The organism is Tranquillimonas rosea (genome assembly GCF_900111315.1).
Taxonomy (GTDB): domain Bacteria; phylum Pseudomonadota; class Alphaproteobacteria; order Rhodobacterales; family Rhodobacteraceae; genus Tranquillimonas; species Tranquillimonas rosea.
In genome coordinates, this window is sequence record NZ_FOGU01000001.1 from 225,383 (window position 1) to 242,757 (window position 17,375).

At 70.3% G+C, this 17,375-nt stretch carries 15 protein-coding genes; 10 read left to right on the forward strand and 5 right to left on the reverse strand.

Features of this window, described 5'->3' with window-relative positions:
* Positions 1-39 precede the first annotated feature (39 nt).
* Genes BMZ25_RS01025 through BMZ25_RS01040 form a run of 4 tightly spaced genes read left to right on the forward strand, consistent with a single transcriptional unit; the run spans position 40 to position 4,498 of the window.
* The gene (locus BMZ25_RS01025; RefSeq protein WP_092687075.1) at positions 40-1,359 is read left to right on the forward strand and encodes an ATP-binding protein; all 1,320 of its coding nucleotides are present in this window, start codon (positions 40-42) and stop codon (positions 1,357-1,359) included.
* A gap of 46 nt (positions 1,360-1,405) precedes the next feature.
* Positions 1,406-3,253 carry an ABC-F family ATP-binding cassette domain-containing protein gene (locus tag BMZ25_RS01030; RefSeq protein ID WP_092687078.1) on the forward strand — a complete coding sequence of 616 codons (1,848 nt, stop codon included), beginning with the start codon at positions 1,406-1,408 and terminating at the stop codon, positions 3,251-3,253.
* Positions 3,253-3,876 (forward strand): MarC family protein, encoded by a 624-nt coding sequence (locus tag BMZ25_RS01035; protein WP_092688158.1) that lies wholly within the window; start codon positions 3,253-3,255, stop codon positions 3,874-3,876. The genes BMZ25_RS01030 and BMZ25_RS01035 overlap by 1 nt, the downstream gene beginning before the upstream one ends.
* 37 nt (positions 3,877-3,913) lie before the next feature.
* Entirely contained in the window at positions 3,914-4,498 is a 585-nt protein-coding gene (locus tag BMZ25_RS01040; RefSeq protein ID WP_092687081.1) for a retropepsin-like aspartic protease family protein, read from the forward strand.
* A 39-nt stretch (positions 4,499-4,537) separates the two neighbouring features.
* Here BMZ25_RS01040 and BMZ25_RS01045 read toward each other — a convergent pair whose 3' ends face one another.
* The 4 genes from BMZ25_RS01045 to BMZ25_RS01060 form a co-directional block, all read right to left on the reverse strand.
* The gene (locus BMZ25_RS01045) at positions 4,538-6,649 is read right to left on the reverse strand and encodes a DEAD/DEAH box helicase (RefSeq protein WP_092687084.1); all 2,112 of its coding nucleotides are present in this window, start codon (positions 6,647-6,649) and stop codon (positions 4,538-4,540) included.
* Between the two features lie 134 nt (positions 6,650-6,783).
* Complete coding sequence (locus BMZ25_RS01050; protein WP_092687087.1) at positions 6,784-7,020, reverse strand: hypothetical protein; 237 nt, start codon at positions 7,018-7,020, stop codon at positions 6,784-6,786.
* A 155-nt stretch (positions 7,021-7,175) separates the two neighbouring features.
* Positions 7,176-7,634 (reverse strand): DNA polymerase III subunit chi, encoded by a 459-nt coding sequence (locus BMZ25_RS01055; protein WP_092687090.1) that lies wholly within the window; start codon positions 7,632-7,634, stop codon positions 7,176-7,178.
* An 11-nt stretch (positions 7,635-7,645) separates the two neighbouring features.
* Entirely contained in the window at positions 7,646-9,127 is a 1,482-nt protein-coding gene (locus BMZ25_RS01060; protein ID WP_092687093.1) for a leucyl aminopeptidase, read from the reverse strand.
* Between the two features lie 159 nt (positions 9,128-9,286).
* On the opposite strand from BMZ25_RS01060, the gene lptF reads away from it, so the two are divergent.
* From lptF to rsmA, 6 genes are read left to right on the forward strand one after another with little or no spacing between them, the layout of a single operon-like run.
* The gene (gene lptF, locus BMZ25_RS01065; RefSeq protein WP_235859746.1) at positions 9,287-10,384 is read left to right on the forward strand and encodes an LPS export ABC transporter permease LptF; all 1,098 of its coding nucleotides are present in this window, start codon (positions 9,287-9,289) and stop codon (positions 10,382-10,384) included.
* Complete coding sequence (gene lptG / locus BMZ25_RS01070; RefSeq protein ID WP_092687096.1) at positions 10,381-11,475, forward strand: LPS export ABC transporter permease LptG; 1,095 nt, start codon at positions 10,381-10,383, stop codon at positions 11,473-11,475. The genes lptF and lptG overlap by 4 nt, the downstream gene beginning before the upstream one ends.
* Positions 11,472-13,580: an LPS-assembly protein LptD gene (locus BMZ25_RS01075; RefSeq protein ID WP_092687099.1), complete on the forward strand. Its 2,109-nt coding sequence runs from the start codon at positions 11,472-11,474 to the stop codon at positions 13,578-13,580. Before lptG ends, BMZ25_RS01075 begins: the two co-directional genes overlap by 4 nt.
* A gap of 26 nt (positions 13,581-13,606) precedes the next feature.
* A complete protein-coding gene (locus tag BMZ25_RS01080; RefSeq protein ID WP_177190347.1) occupies positions 13,607-14,833 on the forward strand; it encodes a peptidylprolyl isomerase in 1,227 nt (408 codons plus the stop codon).
* Between the two features lie 4 nt (positions 14,834-14,837).
* Complete coding sequence (gene pdxA, locus BMZ25_RS01085) at positions 14,838-15,821, forward strand: 4-hydroxythreonine-4-phosphate dehydrogenase PdxA (RefSeq protein WP_092687105.1); 984 nt, start codon at positions 14,838-14,840, stop codon at positions 15,819-15,821.
* Entirely contained in the window at positions 15,818-16,657 is an 840-nt protein-coding gene (gene rsmA, locus BMZ25_RS01090; RefSeq protein WP_092687108.1) for a 16S rRNA (adenine(1518)-N(6)/adenine(1519)-N(6))-dimethyltransferase RsmA, read from the forward strand. The genes pdxA and rsmA overlap by 4 nt, the downstream gene beginning before the upstream one ends.
* A gap of 3 nt (positions 16,658-16,660) precedes the next feature.
* Here rsmA and BMZ25_RS01095 read toward each other — a convergent pair whose 3' ends face one another.
* Positions 16,661-17,335 carry a DUF4167 domain-containing protein gene (locus tag BMZ25_RS01095; protein ID WP_092687111.1) on the reverse strand — a complete coding sequence of 225 codons (675 nt, stop codon included), beginning with the start codon at positions 17,333-17,335 and terminating at the stop codon, positions 16,661-16,663.
* Between the last annotated feature and the right edge of the window lie 40 nt (positions 17,336-17,375).

A 17,375-nucleotide genomic window follows, 5' to 3' on the forward strand; every position in this document is an offset into this window, starting at 1 on the left:
TTCTTCCTCTCGACCGGCCGGGCGGGATAGGGATTTCACATGTCACGTCTGACCCTTAAACACTACATGCCACGGTCGCTCTACGGGCGGGCGGCGCTGATCCTGATGGTGCCGATCGTGACGGTCCAACTGGTCGTCTCGGTGGTGTTCATCCAGGACCATTTCGAGGACGTGACCGAACAGCTCACCCGCTCGGTGGCGATGGAACTGTCGTTCATCAGCGACCAGGTCGACGCGGCGGGCGATCCTGCGTCCGCGCTGACGCGGACGTCCGCGCTGGCCGCGACGCTCGACACCACCATCGCGTTGCCCGCCGAGGGCGCGGTGCCGACCCGGCGGCGGTTCTACGACCTGTCGGGGCGCAAGGTGATCGAAGTACTCGACGCCCGGTTGCCGGGGCTGTCGGGCGTGGACCTGGCCAGCGACATGAGCGCGGTGACGCTGTCGATCGACACCGATCAGGGGCCGCTTCGCGCGACCTTCCCCCGCTCGCGCGTGTCGGCATCGAATCCGCACCAGCTGCTGGTGCTGATGGTGGCGGTCAGCGCGCTGATGACGCTGATCGCCTTCCTCTTCCTGCGTAACCAGCTGCGCCCGGTGAAGCGGCTGGCCGAGGCGGCTGATGCCTTCGGCAAGGGCCGCACATTGCCCTACAAGCCCTCGGGCGCGACCGAGATGCGCGCGGCCGGCAGTGCCTTCCTCGCCATGCGCAGCCGGATCGAGCGCCAGATCGAGCAGCGCACGCTGATGCTGTCGGGGGTGAGCCACGACCTGCGCACGCCGCTGACCCGGATGCGGCTGAACCTCTCGATGATGGAGGAGGATGCCGACACGCGCGCCCTGCAGGAGGATGTCGGCGACATGGAGGCGATGCTGGACGCATTCCTGGACTTCGCCCGTGCCGAGGCGCTCGACGACCCCGAGCCGACCGATCCCGCCTCTCTCGTCCGGGCGGTGGTGGAAAAGGCCCGCCGCGGCGGCCAGACCGTGAGCGAAGGCGCCCTGCCCGAGCCGGCGCAGGTGCCGCTGCGCCCGGTGGCCATCGCACGCGCCTTGAGCAACCTCGTGGGCAACGCCGTGCGCCACGGCACGCGGGCGCGCGTCGGCTGCACGCTGACACCCCGCGCGCTGGTGTTCTCGGTCGAGGATGACGGGCCCGGCATCCCCGAGGACATGCGCGAGGCGGCGGTCAAACCGTTCCTGCGCCTCGACCCGGCGCGCAACCAGGACAAGGGCGGCGGCGTCGGACTGGGCCTGTCGATCGCCGCCGACATCGCGCGCCAGCACGGCGGCCAGCTGCGCCTTGCCGACAGCGCCGAGCTGGGTGGGCTTAGGGCGGAAATCGTCATCGCGCGATAGCGCGCGGGCGCTTTCCCAACCGGCGGCGCTCTGCTAAGCGACGCGGATGCTGCGCATCGACAATATCACCTTCTCCATGGAGGGCCGCCCGCTGTTCGAGGAGGCCTCCGCGACGATCCCCGAGGGCCACAAGGTCGGCATCGTCGGCCGCAACGGGACCGGCAAGACCACCCTTTTCCGGCTGATCCGCGGCGAGCTGGCGCTGGAGGGCGGCGCGATCTCGCTGCCGCCGCGGGCCCGGATCGGCGGCGTCAGCCAGGAGGTGCCGGGATCCGAGACCTCGCTGATCGACACCGTGCTCGAGGCCGACACCGAGCGCAGCGCGCTGATGGCCGAGGCCGAGACCGCCGAAGGCGCCCGCATTGCCGAGGTGCAGACCCGGCTCGCCGACATCGACGCCTGGTCGGCCGAGGCGCGGGCGGCGACGATCCTCAAGGGTCTGGGCTTTACCGACGAAGAGCAGCGCATGCCCTGCTCGGCCTTCTCCGGCGGCTGGCGGATGCGCGTGGCGCTGGCGGCGGTGCTGTTCTCCGCCCCGGATCTGCTGCTGCTGGACGAACCGACGAACTATCTCGACCTCGAGGGCGCGCTTTGGCTCGAGAGCTATCTCGCGCGTTATCCGCACACCGTGCTGGTGATCTCGCACGACCGCGGCCTGCTGAACCGCTCGGTCGGCGCGATCCTGCACCTCGAGGACCGCAAGCTGTCGCTCTACCAGGGGCCCTACGACACCTTCGCGCGGACCCGGCACGCGCGGCTCGAGGCGCAGGCGGCGCAGGCCAAGAAGCAGGAGGCCCGCCGGGCGCATCTGCAAAGTTATGTCGACCGCTTCCGCTACAAGGCCGACAAGGCCCGGCAGGCGCAGAGCCGGATCAAGATGATCGAGAAGATGGAGACGATCCAGACGCCGCAGGAAGCGGCGCTGCGCGCCTTCACCTTCCCCGAACCCGAAGAGCTGTCGCCGCCGATCGTCAATCTCGACGGCGCCGCCGTCGGCTATGACGGCACCCCGGTCCTGTCGCGCCTGACCCTGCGCATAGACCAGGACGACCGGATCGCCCTGCTCGGCCGAAATGGCGAGGGCAAGTCGACCCTGTCCAAGCTGCTCGCCGGAAAGCTCTCGGCCCTCGACGGCAAGGTCACCACCGCCTCGAAGCTGCGGGTCGGCTACTTCGCCCAGCACCAGATCGAGGAACTGCGCCCCGAGGAGACGCCGATCGAGCATCTGCGACGTCTGCGGCCGGCCGAGTCGCCGGGACAGGCGCGGGCGCGGCTGGCGGGCTTCGGCCTTCAGGCGGCCCAGGCGGACACGATCTGCGGCAGCCTCTCCGGCGGTCAGAAGGCACGGCTGTCGCTGCTGATCGCGACGCTCGACGCGCCGCACATGCTGATCCTCGACGAGCCGACCAACCACCTCGACATCGAAAGCCGCGAGGCGCTGGTCGAGGCGCTGACCGCCTATACCGGCGCGGTGATCCTCGTCAGCCACGACATGCACCTGCTGTCGCTGGTGGCCGACCGGCTGTGGCTGGTGAAGGACGGCCGGGTTGCGCCCTTCGACGGCGATCTCGAAGCGTACCGCCAGATGCTGCTGGCCCCGCCGCCGTCCGAAAAGCCCAAGAAGCCGGCCGCCGACAAGCCGCGGCGTCCGAGCCGGGACAAGATCCTCGAGATGCGCAGCGAGGTGCGCAAGTGCGAGGCGCGGGTCGAAAAGCTGTCGGACATGCGCGACAAGCTTGCCGCGAAACTCGCCGACCCCGAACTCTATGACGACGGCCGCGTGGGCGAGCTCGAGACCTGGAACCGCAAGTACGCCGAGGTGATGGAGGCGACGGAGCGCGCCGAGGCCCTGTGGATGGCCGCACTCGAAAAGCTCGAGAAGGCCCAGGCGTGATCGACTTGGGCTTCACCGTGACGGCTTTCGTCACGCTGTTCGTCATCATCGACCCGGTCGGCATGGCGCCCGTCTTCGTCGCCCTGACCTCGGGCATGGACAGCGGCCACCGCCGCGCGGTCGCCCTGCGCGCCGTGGGCATCGGGGCGCTGCTGCTGACGCTCTTCGGGCTGTTCGGCGAGGCGGTGCTGGGCTTCGTCGGCATCACCATGCCCGCCTTCCGCATCGCGGGCGGCGTGCTGCTGTTCCTAACCGCGCTCGACATGCTGTTCGACCGGCGCACTCAGCGGCGACAGGACCAGTCCGCGCCGGCCGAGGACCCGTCGGTCTTTCCGCTGGCCACGCCGCTGATCGCCGGGCCGGGCGCCATTGCAACGATGATCCTGCTGGTCGGTCAGGCCGGCGGCGAATGGCAGTCGGTCGCGATGGTTCACGGAGTGATGCTGATCGTGCTGATGGCGACGCTGACGCTGTTCCTCGCCGCTCCGCTGATAGAGCGGGCGCTCGGAGATACCGGCGTGAACGTGGTCACGCGGCTTCTGGGAATGCTGCTGGCCGCGCTGTCGGTGCAGTTTGTGCTCGACGGGCTGCGCGCCGTGGGCGTGGTGTCGGCGCCGGCCTGATCTTGGCGCGGCCCCTCGCGGCGCTTATCTTCCCGAAATGACCGGAAACGACATCGGCAGTCTTGCCTATCTCGCCCTGCTGGGCGCCGCGCTGATCGCCTATTACCTGGCCGCGAACCGGGCCGACCTTGGGCGCACGCTGCGGCAGGCGATGCTCTGGGGCCTGATCTTCGTGGGCGTCGCGGCCGCGGCGGGCCTGTGGTCCGGCGTGCGAGACAGCGTCGTGCCGCGCCAATCCTACGTGGCAGAGGGCGGTGGCCGGATCGAGGCGCCGCTGCGGGCCGACGGGCATTACCACCTGACCCTCGGGATCAACGGGACGGACATCGATTTCATCGTCGACACCGGCGCGTCCGAGATCGTCCTGTCCCGAAGCGACGCGCGACGGGCCGGGCTGTCGCCGGACGAGCTGGCCTATGTGGGGCAGGCCCGCACCGCGAACGGAACAACGCCGATCGCGGGCGTGATGCTGGACGAGGTGACGCTCGGCCCCGTGACAGACCGCAATGTCCGCGCCTCGGTCAATGGCGGCGAGATGGCGGGCTCCCTGCTGGGCATGTCGTATCTGGATCGCTTCGCGCGGATCGAGATCGCCGACGACCGGCTGATCCTCGAACGCTGAGCAGCCGGCGGCCCGTCAGGCCGCCGGACCGCGCCACGCTCAGGGCTTGCGGCGCTTCGGCGGCTGGTGGCCGCCGGCCCCGCGCGCAGCCTTCGACTGCGGCGGCGTGAACCGTTTCGACGTGTCCGCCGCATTGGCGCCGCCGGTCCGGCGTGCCGGTGCCGCGCCGCTTCGCGCCGTCTTGGGTCCGCGGCCTTCGGGACGTCCCCCCGACCCGCCGCCGGTCTTCGCCGGTGCGTGCTTGCCCGAAGCGGGCTTCGCCGAGGCGGGTTTGGGCGACGCCGATTTGGCGTGAGCGGGCTTGGCGGCAGCGGATTTGGCGGGACGGCCTGCTGGCTTGGCGCCCGCCGCCTTGTCCTTGTGCCCGTCGCGCTTGTGGGCGGGGGCCGGTTCGTCCTGCGTCCGCGCCGGGGCGCCGGCCTTGCGCGTGTCGGACGCGGGCGTTTCTGCCTCCGTCCTCTCCTGCGCGACCGGAGCCGGCGCCTCCTGCACTTTCGGCATCACCGGGGCCTCTTTCGGGGCGGGCTTCGCTGGGGCTTTGGGCGGCCGGGGCGCCTCGGTTTCGCGGGGACGCCCGGTGTCGGGCGCGCTTTCGATCTGCCGCACGGTCACGCCGTCCTCGAGCACACCGTTCGCCCCCAACGTCGAAAGGAATGCCGGAAGCCGCGCCTCGGCGATTTCCACGAAGGTTTCGGTCTGCTGGACACGGATCGCACCGATCGCATCCTTGTCGAGCTGTCCCGCGCGGCACAGAAGCGGCAGCAGCCAGCGCGGCTCGGCGCGGTGGTCGCGTCCCACCGACAGCGCGACCCAGGCGCTGGGACCGAAGGGCGCGCGGGCCTTCTCCGGCCGCGCGTCGGGCGCCGAAAGCTCTTCGGGGGCCGAGTGGCGTTCGCGGTAAAGCCGAAGATAGGCCGCCGCGATCGTCCGCGGCGATTGCGCCTCGAGCAGCCGGTCGGCAAAGGCGGCCTCGTCGGCGCCGATCTCGTCCGACCACGACGGATCGGTCAAGAGCCGCTCTTCATCACGGCGCAGGATCTCTTCGGCGCCGGGCGCGGTGGTCCATTCGGCGGTGACGCGGGCGGTCTTCAACAGGCGCTCGGCCCGCTTGACCGCCTTCGGCGGCACCACCAGCGCCGAGGTGCCCTTGCGCCCTGCCCGGCCCGTCCGGCCCGAGCGGTGCAGCAGGCCTTCGGCGTTCGACGGCAGCTCGGCGTGGATCACCAACTCGAGATTCGGCAGGTCGATCCCGCGCGCCGCCACGTCGGTCGCGACGCAGACGCGGGCGCGACCGTCGCGCATCGCCTGCAGGGCATGGCTGCGCTCGGCCTGGCTGAGTTCGCCCGACAGGCACACCACGGCGAATCCCCGGTTGGCAAACCGGGCGGTCAGCCGGTTCACCGTCGCCCGCGTGTTGGCGAACACGATCGCGTTCTGCGCCTCGTGGTAGCGCAGGACGTTGATGATGGCGTTCTCGGCGTCCTGGGCCGCGACCTTCAGCGCCTGGTAGGAGATGTCGGCGTGCTGACTGCGGTCCGACTGGGTGGTCACGCGCACCGCGTCGCGTTGGTAATGCGTCGCGAGGGTGACGATCATCGGCGGCACGGTGGCCGAGAACATCAGCGTGCGCCGATCTTCCGGCGCTGCGCCGAGCATGAATTCCAGGTCCTCGCGAAAGCCCAGGTCCAGCATCTCGTCGGCCTCGTCGAGAACCACGGCCCGGAGGTGACCCATCTCGAGCGAGCCGCGCTGGATATGGTCGCGCAGGCGCCCCGGCGTGCCGACCACGATATGCGCCCCGCGCTCAAGCGCGCGGCGCTCGTCGCGCATGTCCATGCCGCCAACGCAGGTGGTGACGCGCGCGCCCGCACCGGCATAGAGCCACGTCAGCTCGCGGCTCACCTGAAAGGCCAGCTCACGCGTGGGGGCGATGATCAGCGCCAGCGGCGCGGCGGCGGGGCCGAGCGTGCCGGCATCGTCCAGCAGCGTGGGCCCGATCGCCAGGCCGAAGCCTACCGTCTTGCCCGACCCGGTCTGCGCCGACACCAGGAGGTCGGCATCGTGCAGCGCGGGATCGGTGACCGCCTCCTGCACGGGGGTCAACGTGTCATAGCCGCGCTCGGCGAGCGCATCGGAGAGGGTCTGGATCATTCAGGAAGCCGTTCTGGGTGGGTCCGGCGACGCGACCGCATCGCCGCCTGTCCTGCGACAGGGGAGCCGCTTCCTAACGCAATCGGGCGCGCATGTATAGCGCGGAATCAGGCCCTGTCCGATCCGCTCGGGTCTCAGCCGGCAAGCGCGGCGCGCAGGGCGGCCCGCTCGTCCTCTTCCGGACCGGCAAACGGCGCGCGGCCCGCGCGGCTGTACCAGTAGGCGGCATTGCCCTCGTCGCCCTCGAGCCGGTGGAGATGCGCGTGCAGCCACGCGGCCTCGGGGCCCGGATCGTCCTGCACGACCGCATGGGCGCCATCCCAGTCGCCTGCCTCGAGCTTGTCGAGAGCGTCTCTCAGTGTCTCGTGCATGTCAGGGCCTCCCTTGGCATTGTCCCGGCCCCAGCGCGCGGGGCGGCGCGATGTTCCCGCGGGCGGGTAGTTGCGGACGTCGGAGGGGGCTCTGCCCCCGCCGCCTGCGGCGGCCCCCCGGGATATTTCGGGAACCAAAGAGGGTCCGGTGTGGATCAGCTTTCGGCCTTCTTCTGCCACGCGCCGGTCTCTTCGGACCAGTAGACCGCCTTGCAGCCGGCGCGGGTCAGGTCGCGCCACTGGTCCCGTGCGCGGGCGAGCGCATCGCCGTCGCCGCCGTCGAAGAGGATGCAGGTACGCTCGAACGCGCCGACCTCGTCGGCGGCGATGGCGGCGCCCTCGATTCCCATCAGGCAGGCGGCGCGGTTCGGGACATCGGTCTCGAGGGTGAGCAGGACCGGCTGGTCGGCATCGTGGGGGCCGCCGGCGACGCCATGAGGCAGGAAGCCATCCTCGGCGCCGAGCCAGAGCTGGCGGTCGAGCATCTCGATCCGCCGTGGCGTGGCGCCGCGCACGACCACCCGCCAGCCCTGGGCCAGCGACCGATCCAGCAGGAGCGGCAGCGCGGCCTCGAGCGGGCGCTGGGTCAGGTGGTAGAAGTAGACGGCGCCCACGGGCCCCGGCCTCAGCTCTCGTAGCGGTCGCGCACCAGCCGGTCGAGCGCGAGCACCCCCCAGCCGGTCGCACCCTTGGGCGCGTAGGTCGTCTCGGCGGAGGTATTCCAGGCGACGCCGGCGATGTCGATATGCATCCAGGGCACGCCGTCCTGCACGAAGCGGTGCAGGAACTCGGCCGCGGTGATCGCGCCGGCGGGGCGGCCGCCCACGTGCTTGACGTCGGCGACGCGGGATTTCAGGAGCTTGGCGTAGCCTTCGCCCAGGGGCATCCGCCACGCGCCCTCGCCCTCTGCCTCGGCCGCCTTGAGGAAGGCACCGCAGAGCGCGTCCTCGTTGCAGAACACGCCCGCGTTCTCGCCGCCGAGCGCGATCATCATCGCGCCGGTCAGGGTGGCCAGATCGACCATGCCGGCGGGATGGAACCGCTCCTGCGCGTACCAGAGCACATCGGCCAGAACCATGCGCCCCTCGGCGTCTGTGTTGATGATCTCGACCGTGTCGCCCTTCATCGTGGTGATCACGTCGCCGGGACGGTAGGCGGCGCCGTCGGGCATGTTCTCGACCAGACCGACGAGGCCCACGACGTTCGCCTGCGCGCCGCGCCGGGCCAGCGTCTTCATGACGCCGGCGACGGTGCCAGCGCCGCCCATGTCCATCGTCATCTCTTCCATGCCGGCGCCGGGCTTGATGCTGATGCCGCCGGAATCGAAGACCACGCCCTTGCCGACCAGCGCAAAGGGCGGCGTGCCCGAGGCGCCGCCGTTCCATTGCAGGACGACGACCTTGGAGGGGCTCACGCTGCCCTGCCCCACGGCGAGGAGCCCGCCCATGCCCAACTCGGCCAGCTGGTCCTCGTCCAGAACCTCGACCTCGACGCCGAGCTCGGAGAGCTCGACGAGCCGCTCGGCGAAGGCGGTGGTGGTAAGCTTGTTGGCCGGGGCGTTCACCAGGTCGCGGGTGAAGAACACGCCCTCGGCGCAGGCGGCGACGCCCGCCGCCTCGGCCTCGGCCTCGGCGGCCTCGGGCTTGGTGACCATCAGGGTCACCGCGCCCGCCTCTTCGGCGGGCTCGCCCGACTTCATCTCGGTGTAGTCGTAGCCCCTGAGCGCGATCCCCAGGGCGATGTCGGCCACGCCCTTGATCGCCCCCGCGAGCGCCAGCACCGCCTTGCCGCCGGCGGCCTTCGCGACCTCGACCCCCGCCTTGCGGGCGGCCGCAACACCGGGGCGCCGGTTCAGCTTGACCACGACCACCGCCTCGGCGGCGAGGCCGGTGGGATAGGCCAGCGTGCGCGCCTCGCCCGCGGCGAGCTTGCCGAACGCCTCGGACGCCGCGAACCGCTCGAGCGCGCCGCGCGTCAGGCGGTTCACCCGGCGCGCGCCCTGGTCGAGCTTGCCGTCCTCGTCGAGAAAGACGGCGACGATCCCCTCGGCCGCGGCGACGGCGTCGAGATCGAGGGCGGCGAAGGTGAGGGGCGCGGGCGTCGTCATCGGGCTCTCCATGTCATCGGGGCGGTCTGCGGGCACACCTAGCCGCTGCCCGCCGCCTTGGCCAGAAGACAGTTTCCGCCCCCACTCCGATCCGCTAGGGTGCGCGGCACGCGGGGCATCGTGGGGACGCTGGCGGACGTGGGAAGATTCGACCGATACATGCTGTCGCGTCTGATGACGCTGTTCGGCTTCTTCTCGCTCGTGCTGGTGTCGGTCTACTGGATCAATCGGGCCGTCGGCCTGTTCGACCGGCTGATCGCGAACGGCCACTCGGCGCTGGTCTTCCTCGAGTTCAGCGCGCTGGCGCTGCCGAACGTGATCCGCCTGGTGCTGCCGGTCTCGGCCTTTGCCGCGGCGATCTACGTGGTCAACCGGCTGTCCTCGGACAGCGAGCTGGTGGTGATCCAGTCGTCGGGCTATTCGCCGGCGCGGCTGGCGCGGCCGGTCCTGGCCTTCGGGCTGATCGTGGCGCTGCTGGTCTCGGTGCTGACGCACCTGCTGGTGCCGGCCTCGCTCCGGGCGCTGAACGAGCGGACGGCAGAGATCTCGCAGGATGTCACCGCGCGGCTCCTGACCGAGGGCGAGTTCCTGCATCCCTCGGACGGGGTGACCTTCTATATTCGCGAGATCACGCCGCGCGGCGAGCTCAGGAACGTGTTCCTGTCCGACACCGTCGACCCGGCCGAGCACCGGACCTACACCGCCGAGAGCGCGGTGCTGCTGAGAACCGACACCGGCCCGCGGCTGGTGATGTTCGACGGGCTCGTGCAGACGCTCGAGACCGCTACCGCATCGCTCTCGACCACACGGTTCGAGGATTTCGCCTTCGACCTGTCGTCGCTTCTGGACATCCCAGGCACCGGAGAGCCGTCGCCGGACGAGCTGCCGACCTCGGACCTGCTGCCGCCCTCGCCGGCGGCGGTCGCGGCGACCGGCGACCCCCCGGCCGAGCTGATCTTCGAGGGCGTGAGCCGGTTCGCGCAGGCGCTCAAGGCGATGGCGGCGCCGCTTCTCGGCGTGTCGATCATGCTGCTGGGCGGATTCAGCCGGTTCGGCCTGTGGCGACAGATCCTCGGGGCGGTCATCGCGATGATCCTGTTCGAGACGATCGACAACGCCGCCGCCGACCTTGCCGAGGGCGCGCCCGGTCTATGGCCCGTGGCCTTTGCCGCGCCGCTGGTCGCGCTCGGGGCCGCGGGGGGTATACTGTGGATCGCCGCGCGGCCGACACTGGTGACGCGGAGGGCGGCGGCATGACCCTGCACCTCTATTTCGCGCGGCGGTTCCTCCAGTCGTTCCTGATGGTGTTCGCGGCCTTCCTGGGGATCATGGTGCTTCTGGACCTCGTCGAGCAGATCCGGCGCTTCGACAGCGCCGAGGTGAGCTTTGTCCAGACGCTGGGGCTGACGATCCTGCACGTCCCTGAGAGCCTCTATGCCATCCTGCCGCTGATCGTGATCCTCGCCACGCTGTCGCTGTTCCTGTCGCTGGCCCGGACGTCCGAGCTGGTGGTGACGCGGGCGGCGGGGCGGTCGGCGATGCGCAGCCTGCTGGCGCCCCTGTCGGTGGCGCTGCTGCTGGGCCTTGCGGCGGTGACGGTGTTCAACCCGATGGTGGCGGCGACCAAGTCGCAATACGAGGTCGTCTCGAACCGGTTCGCCGCGGGGGATTCTTCGGTCCTGTCGATCAGCCAGGAGGGGCTGTGGCTGCGCCAGGGCGACGGCATGGGGCAGACGGTGATCCGCGCCGACCGGGCCAATCTCGACGGGACCGAGCTGTATGGTGCGACGTTCCTGTCCTTCTCCGACAGCGGCGGGCCGCAACTGCGGATCGAGGCCGAAAGCGCGCGGCTCGAGGAGGGCGCCTGGCAGCTGCAGGGCGTCAAGCGCTGGAACCTCGGGGCCGACAACCCCGAGGCGCGGTCGACGCGGGCCAACTCGATGCGGCTGCCCTCGACCCTGACGCGCAACCAGATCCTCGACAGCTTCGCGACGCCGCAGGCCATTCCGATCTGGGAACTGCCCGGCTTCATCTCGGATCTCGAGGAGGCGGGCTTCTCGGCCCGCAAGCACCGCGTCTGGCTGCAGATGGAAATGGCGCTGCCGCTTCTGCTGGTGGCGATGGTGCTGGTCGGGGCGGGCTTCACCATGCGGCATACGCGCTTCGGTCGGACCGGCGTGATGGTGCTCCTGGCACTGGGGCTTGGATTCGCGCTGTACTTCGTGCGCAACCTGGCGCAGATCCTCGGGGAATCCGGGCAGATACCGATCATGCTTGCGGCCTGGGGGCCGCCCGTCGCGGCGATCCTCCTGCCGCTCGGCCTGCTGTTGCACTGGGAGGACGGATGAGACTGCGCGTTGTTCTGGCGCTTCTGGGCTGGCTGATCCCCGCTCTCGCCGAGGCGCAGACCGCGTCGCTGGTCGCCGACCGCGTCGATCTGCGGGGCGGCGACACGTTGGTGGCCGAGGGATCGGTCGAGGTGCTCTATGGCCGGACCCGGCTGAGCGCCCCGCGCATCACCTACGACCAAACCGCCGACCGACTGCGGATCGAGGGGCCGATCACGCTGGTCGAGGGCGAGTCCACCATCGTCGTCGCGGACCAGGCGCAACTGGACACCGACCTGCAGAACGGCATCCTCGACAGCGCGCGGCTGGTGCTGGACCGGCAGTTGCAGCTTGCCGCGAACCAGATCACCCGTGTGGACGGACGCTATACGCTGCTGACGAAATCGGTCGCCTCGTCCTGCCGGGTCTGCGCCGCCGCGCCGGTGCCGACATGGGAAATCCGCGCCCGCCGGATCATCCATGACGAACAGGCGCAGCAGCTCTACTTCGACAGCGCCAGTTTCCGGCTTCTGGGCATCCCGATCTTCTACGTGCCCCGCCTGCGCCTGCCCGACCCGACGCTCGCCCGGTCTACCGGCTTCCTGCTGCCCACGGTGCGCTCGACCAGCGCGCTCGGCACCGGGGTGAAGGTGCCGTATTTCGTCACCGTCGGAGATCACGCAGACCTGACGTTCACGCCCTACCTGTCGCCGCAGACCCGCACGCTCCAGGCGCGCTGGCGGCAGGAGACGGTGCGCGGCGGCCTGAGCTTCGAGGGCGCGCTCAGCGACGACACCCTGCGCGAGGACGAGACACGCTATTACCTCTTCGGCAACGGCAGTTTCACCGTCGGCGCCGGGTTCACGCTGGATGTCGGGCTGCAGCAGGTGTCGGACCCGGCCTACCTGATCGACTACGACTATTCCGACCGCGACCGTCTGGTGAGCTTTGCGGAGCTGTCGCGCTATCGCCGGGACGAGGCGATCTTTGCCCGGATCACCGGCTTCGAGACACTGCGCGATTCCGAGATTCCGATCGAGGATCAGCTGCCCCGGTCCTACGCGCAGTTCGCCTTCGAGCGCAGCCACGACGTGGCCGGCGGCGTGCTGACCTGGGGCGCCGACGCCGCCGCGGTGCGTCGCAAGTCCGACGCACCGGGCGCGGGCCGCGACAGCCAGCGGGTCGGGCTCTCAACCGACTGGCGGCGACAGGAAACGCTGCCCAACGGCATGATCGCCGCGCTCACGACCGGCGTCGCGGGCCACGTCTACAACACCCGGCAGGATCCCACCTTCGATGACCAGACCGGCCGGCTGACCACCAGCGCCGAGGCGACGCTGCGCTGGCCCATGCGGCGGGTCACGGCGGGCGGCGCGCAACAGCTTCTCGAGCCGGTGGTCCAGCTCGCGTGGGCCGACGTGATCGGCGACACCGTGCCCAACGAGGACAGCGTCCTGGTGGAATTCGACGAGGGCAATCTCTTCAGCCTGTCGCGCTATCCCGGCCGCGACCGGATCGAGACCGGCGCCCGCGCCAATCTGGGCGTGCGCTTCACCCATCTCGCGCCCGGCGGCTGGACACTTGGCGCGCTCGTGGGGCGGACCGCGCGCTTCGACGAGACCGGGCAGTTCGAGGACGGCACCGGCCTCTCGGGCGAATCCTCGGACTGGCTCGTCGCCGGGCAGTTGCGGCTGAACGAGATGTTCTCGCTCACCGGCCGGACCCTGTTCGAGGACGACCTGACGGTCACCAAGGCCGCTGCCCGCATGGCCTACTCGACCCCGCGCGCGCAGGCCGCGGCCACCTATGTCTGGCTGCGCGAGGAACCCGACGAGAACCGCCCCGATCCGGCCCACGAGGTGACGCTCGACGCCGCCTACCGCCTCACCCGGCGCTGGTCCAGCAGCTTCGAGACGCGCTTCAACGTCGAGGCGGAGCGCGCCGCGGAGGCCGGGCTGGGGCTGCAGTACCGGACGGAATGCATCACCGTCGATCTTTCGCTCTCGCGCCGCTTCACCTCCTCAACTAGTGTGAGCGCGACCACCGATTTCGGGTTGGAGGTCTCGCTCGCCGGCATCGGTGCCGACCGCACCGGCGCCGCGGCGCGCAGTGCCTGCAACGGATGAACGGACGACAAAGGACGAAACCGCGCATGCAACGACTTCTCTCGCAGATCCTCCTCGCCGCGATGGTCTGGACGGGATGCACCGCGGCCGTGACCGCACAGAACATGTTCCGGACGGTCGCCACCGTGAACGAACGCGCCGTCACCGCCTACGAGGTCGACCAGCGCGCGCAGCTGCTCACCCTGTTCAACACGCCCGGCGACGTGCGCGAGCGCGCGCTCGAGTCGCTCATCGACGAGCGGATTCAGCTGGCCGCCGCCGAGGACGCCGGCATCACCGTCACCGAAGAGGAAATCCGCGACGGCCAGTCCGAATTCGCGGGCCGCGCCGACCTCAGCCGCGAACAGTTTGTCGCCCAGATCCAGCAGCAGGGCATCGCGCCCGAAAGCTTCCGCGACTTCGTCCGCGCCGGCATCGCCTGGCGCAAGACGGTCGAGGACCGCTTCGGCGGCAGCGTCAACATCTCGGAGACCGAGATCGACCGCGCCGCCGCCGCGCCCGAGGAACAACCCGGCCTGCGGGTCCTCTTGTCCGAGATCGTGCTGCCCGCCCGCAACGCGCAGGAACGGGCGCAGGCCCAGCAGGTCGCACAGCGCATCGCGGGCTCCGTCACCTCGCTGCAGGGCTTTGCCGCCGCCGCGCGCGAGAACTCGGCCTCGCCCAGCCGCGAACGGGGCGGCCGCATCGACTGGCTGCCGCTCACCAACCTGCCGCCGAACCTGCGGCCGGTGATCCTGGACCTGTCGCCCGGCCAGGTCTCTGCCCCGATCGACTTACCCAACGCCGTCGCCGTGTTCCAGCTGCGCGCGCTCGAGGAAACCGGCACCGCCCAACAGACGCCAGAGACGATCGACTATGCCAGCTTCCTGATCCCCGGCGGCCGCAGCCAGCAGGCGCTGTCCGAGGCCGCCCGCATCGACGCGCTGGCCGATACCTGCGACGATCTCTACGGCCTCGCCGAGGGCCTGCCGCCGCAACAGCTCGAACGTCAGACGGCCGCGCCGGGGCAGATCCCGCAGGACGTGGCCCTGCAACTCGCGCGGCTGGACCAGTACGAGACCTCGACGGCGCTGACACGCAACGACGGTCAGACGCTCGTCTTCCTGATGCTGTGCGAGCGCAGCTACGCCGACCCCGCGAGCGAGGTCGACCGCGGCGCGATCCGGCGGCAGCTGGTGAACCAGCGGATCAGCCGGCGGGCCGACAACTACCTCGCCGAGTTGAAGTCGAACGCCTATATCGCGATCAACTGACGCCATGAGACCTGCCCCCATCGCGCTGACCTGCGGCGAACCCGCGGGCATCGGCCCCGAACTCGCCGCCAAGGCATGGGCCGAGCTCGGAGCCGCCTTGCCGTTCTTCCTGATCGGCGACCCCGCGCACCTGCCCGCCCGGACGCCGGTGGTCGAGATCTCGGACCCGTCAGAGGCCCTCCGCGCCGTCGCCAAGGGCCTGCCGGTTCTGCCGCATCCCTTCGATGGCCCGGCCGAGCCGGGCGTGCCGCAACCGGCCCACGCGCGGGGCGTGATCGACGTGATCGCACACGCGGTGGACCTCGTGCAGGCGGGCGAGGCGTCGGCCGTCTGCACCGGCCCGATCAACAAGAAGGCGCTGAAGGACGGCGCGGACTTCGCCTATCCCGGTCATACCGAGTATCTCGCGGCGCTGGCGGGCGTGGACCGGGTGGTGATGATGCTGGCTTGCGACCAGCTCAAGGTCGTGCCAGCGACGATCCACATCCCCGTGGCCGAGGTGCCGGCGGCGCTGACCCGTGCCCTGCTCTACGACACGTTCCGCATCACGCACGAGGCGCTCATCCGCGACTTCGGTGTCGAGAGCCCCCGCATCGCGGTGGCCGGCCTGAACCCCCATGCGGGCGAAGGTGGCAGCATCGGGCACGAGGAACTCGACACGCTCGTTCCGGTGGTCGAAGCGCTGAAGGCCGAGGGGATGGGTCTGCTCGGGCCGCTCTCGGCGGACACGATGTTCCATGCCGCCGCACGCAGCCGTTACGACGCCGCGGTGGCGATGTATCACGACCAGGCGCTGATCCCGATCAAGACACTGGATTTCTCCGGTGGGGTGAACGTCACGCTGGGTCTGCCCTTCATCCGCACCTCGCCCGACCACGGCACCGCCTTCGACCTTGCCGGCCAGGGGCGCGCGGACGCCACGTCGCTGATCGAGGCGCTCAAGATGGCCGACCGTATGGCCCACGCACGGGCCGCAGCCGCGGGATGAGCGCCATCGACAGCCTGCCGCCCCTGCGCAGCGTGATCGCGGCGCACGGCCTGACGGCGAAGAAGTCGATGGGCCAGAACTTCCTTCTGGACCTGAATCTGACCGCCAAGATCGCGCGTCAGGCGGGCGACCTCGCCGGATCGGACGTGCTCGAGGTCGGCCCCGGTCCCGGCGGCCTGACCCGCGGGCTCCTGGCCGAGGGCGCGCGCCGGGTGCTGGCGGTCGAAAAGGATGGCCGGTGCCTGCCCGCTCTGGCGGAAATTGCCGAGATCTATCCGGGCCGGCTCGAGGTGGTGCAGGCCGACGCGCTCGAGATCGACCCGCTGGCGCACCTGACGCCGCCGATCCGCATCGTGGCCAACCTGCCCTACAATGTCGGAACCGAACTGCTGACCCGCTGGCTGGATCCCGGCCACTGGCCGCCGGTGTGGGAAAGCCTGACGCTGATGTTCCAGCGTGAGGTGGCGCAGCGCATCGTGGCGCAACCGGGCTCGAAGGCCTACGGACGGCTGGCGGTGCTGGCGCAATGGCGCTGCGACGCCCGCATCGTGATGGACCTGCCGGCCGAGGCGTTCACCCCGCCGCCCAAGGTCCGCTCGGCCGTGGTGCACCTGACCGCACGGGCCGAGCCGCGCTATCCCGCCGAGCCGAAGATCCTGCTGCCGCTGGTCGCCAAGGCCTTCGGCCAGCGGCGCAAGATGCTGCGCGCCGCCCTGCGCGGACACGCGCCCGACCTCGAGGACAGGCTGGCCGCCGCGGGGATCGCGCCGACCGAACGGGCCGAACAGGTGTCTCTGGAACGCTTCTGCGCGCTCGCACGCGAACTCGCGCGGTAGGCGTTACTCGGCCGCCTCGGCCGTGCCCGAGCCGGACTCACCGCCCGACGCCGCATCTTCGCCCTTCGACTTGGACTCGTCGCCCGAGTCTCCATCGGCCTTCGGCGCCTCGGTCTTTTTCGGCGACCGGCGGCGGCGCGGCTTGGGCTTGCTCTCGGGCGTCTCGACAAGACCGCTGTCCTGCCCGTCCTCGTTCGAGTCGATCACATCGCCGCCACCGGACTCGCCCTGCGCGGTCTCGGGCTGCGACGGCTCGGGCTGACCTTTCTGCTGGTCGTCCTGCTTCTGATCGCCCTTGCTGCGCTGCTGATCGTCGCCGTTACCGGAATTGCCCTTCTGGCCCTTCTGCTGATCGCCCTCGTTGCCCTTGTCGGGGTTCTGCTGCTGCCGATCGCGGCCCTGCTGGTCGGATTGTTCGCGGCGCTGCTCGTTCTCGCGCTGCGCCTCGGCCAGCATCCGCAGGTAGTGCTCGGCATGCTGCTGAAAGTTCTCGGCGGCCACCCGGTCATTCGCCAGCTGCGCGTCGCGGGCGAGCTGGTTGTACTTGTCGATGATCTGCTGCGGCGTGCCGCGCACCTTGCCTTCGGGACCCGAACTGTCGAACACCCGGTTGACGATGTTTCCCGAGGGCCGGTTGCGGTTCGACTTCGACCGCGAACGTGACTTCGATGATCTCATATTGCTTTGGTTCCGGCCTTGTTATGGCGTTGGCTCGATC

Bases quoted from the DNA above. Each gene is read 5' to 3' on its own strand.
- BMZ25_RS01025 (WP_092687075.1), top strand. From the start codon at position 40: ATGTCACGTCTGACCCTTAAACACTACATGCCACGGTCGCTCTACGGG.
- BMZ25_RS01030 (WP_092687078.1), top strand. From the start codon at position 1,406: ATGCTGCGCATCGACAATATCACCTTCTCCATGGAGGGCCGCCCGCTG.
- BMZ25_RS01040 (WP_092687081.1), top strand. From the start codon at position 3,914: ATGACCGGAAACGACATCGGCAGTCTTGCCTATCTCGCCCTGCTGGGC.
- BMZ25_RS01045 (WP_092687084.1), bottom strand. From the start codon at position 6,649: ATGATCCAGACCCTCTCCGATGCGCTCGCCGAGCGCGGCTATGACACG.
- BMZ25_RS01050 (WP_092687087.1), bottom strand. From the start codon at position 7,020: ATGCACGAGACACTGAGAGACGCTCTCGACAAGCTCGAGGCAGGCGAC.
- BMZ25_RS01060 (WP_092687093.1), bottom strand. From the start codon at position 9,127: ATGACGACGCCCGCGCCCCTCACCTTCGCCGCCCTCGATCTCGACGCC.
- lptF (WP_235859746.1), top strand. From the start codon at position 9,287: ATGCTGTCGCGTCTGATGACGCTGTTCGGCTTCTTCTCGCTCGTGCTG.
- lptG (WP_092687096.1), top strand. From the start codon at position 10,381: ATGACCCTGCACCTCTATTTCGCGCGGCGGTTCCTCCAGTCGTTCCTG.
- BMZ25_RS01075 (WP_092687099.1), top strand. From the start codon at position 11,472: ATGAGACTGCGCGTTGTTCTGGCGCTTCTGGGCTGGCTGATCCCCGCT.
- BMZ25_RS01080 (WP_177190347.1), top strand. From the start codon at position 13,607: ATGCAACGACTTCTCTCGCAGATCCTCCTCGCCGCGATGGTCTGGACG.
- pdxA (WP_092687105.1), top strand. From the start codon at position 14,838: ATGAGACCTGCCCCCATCGCGCTGACCTGCGGCGAACCCGCGGGCATC.
- rsmA (WP_092687108.1), top strand. From the start codon at position 15,818: ATGAGCGCCATCGACAGCCTGCCGCCCCTGCGCAGCGTGATCGCGGCG.
- BMZ25_RS01095 (WP_092687111.1), bottom strand. From the start codon at position 17,335: ATGAGATCATCGAAGTCACGTTCGCGGTCGAAGTCGAACCGCAACCGG.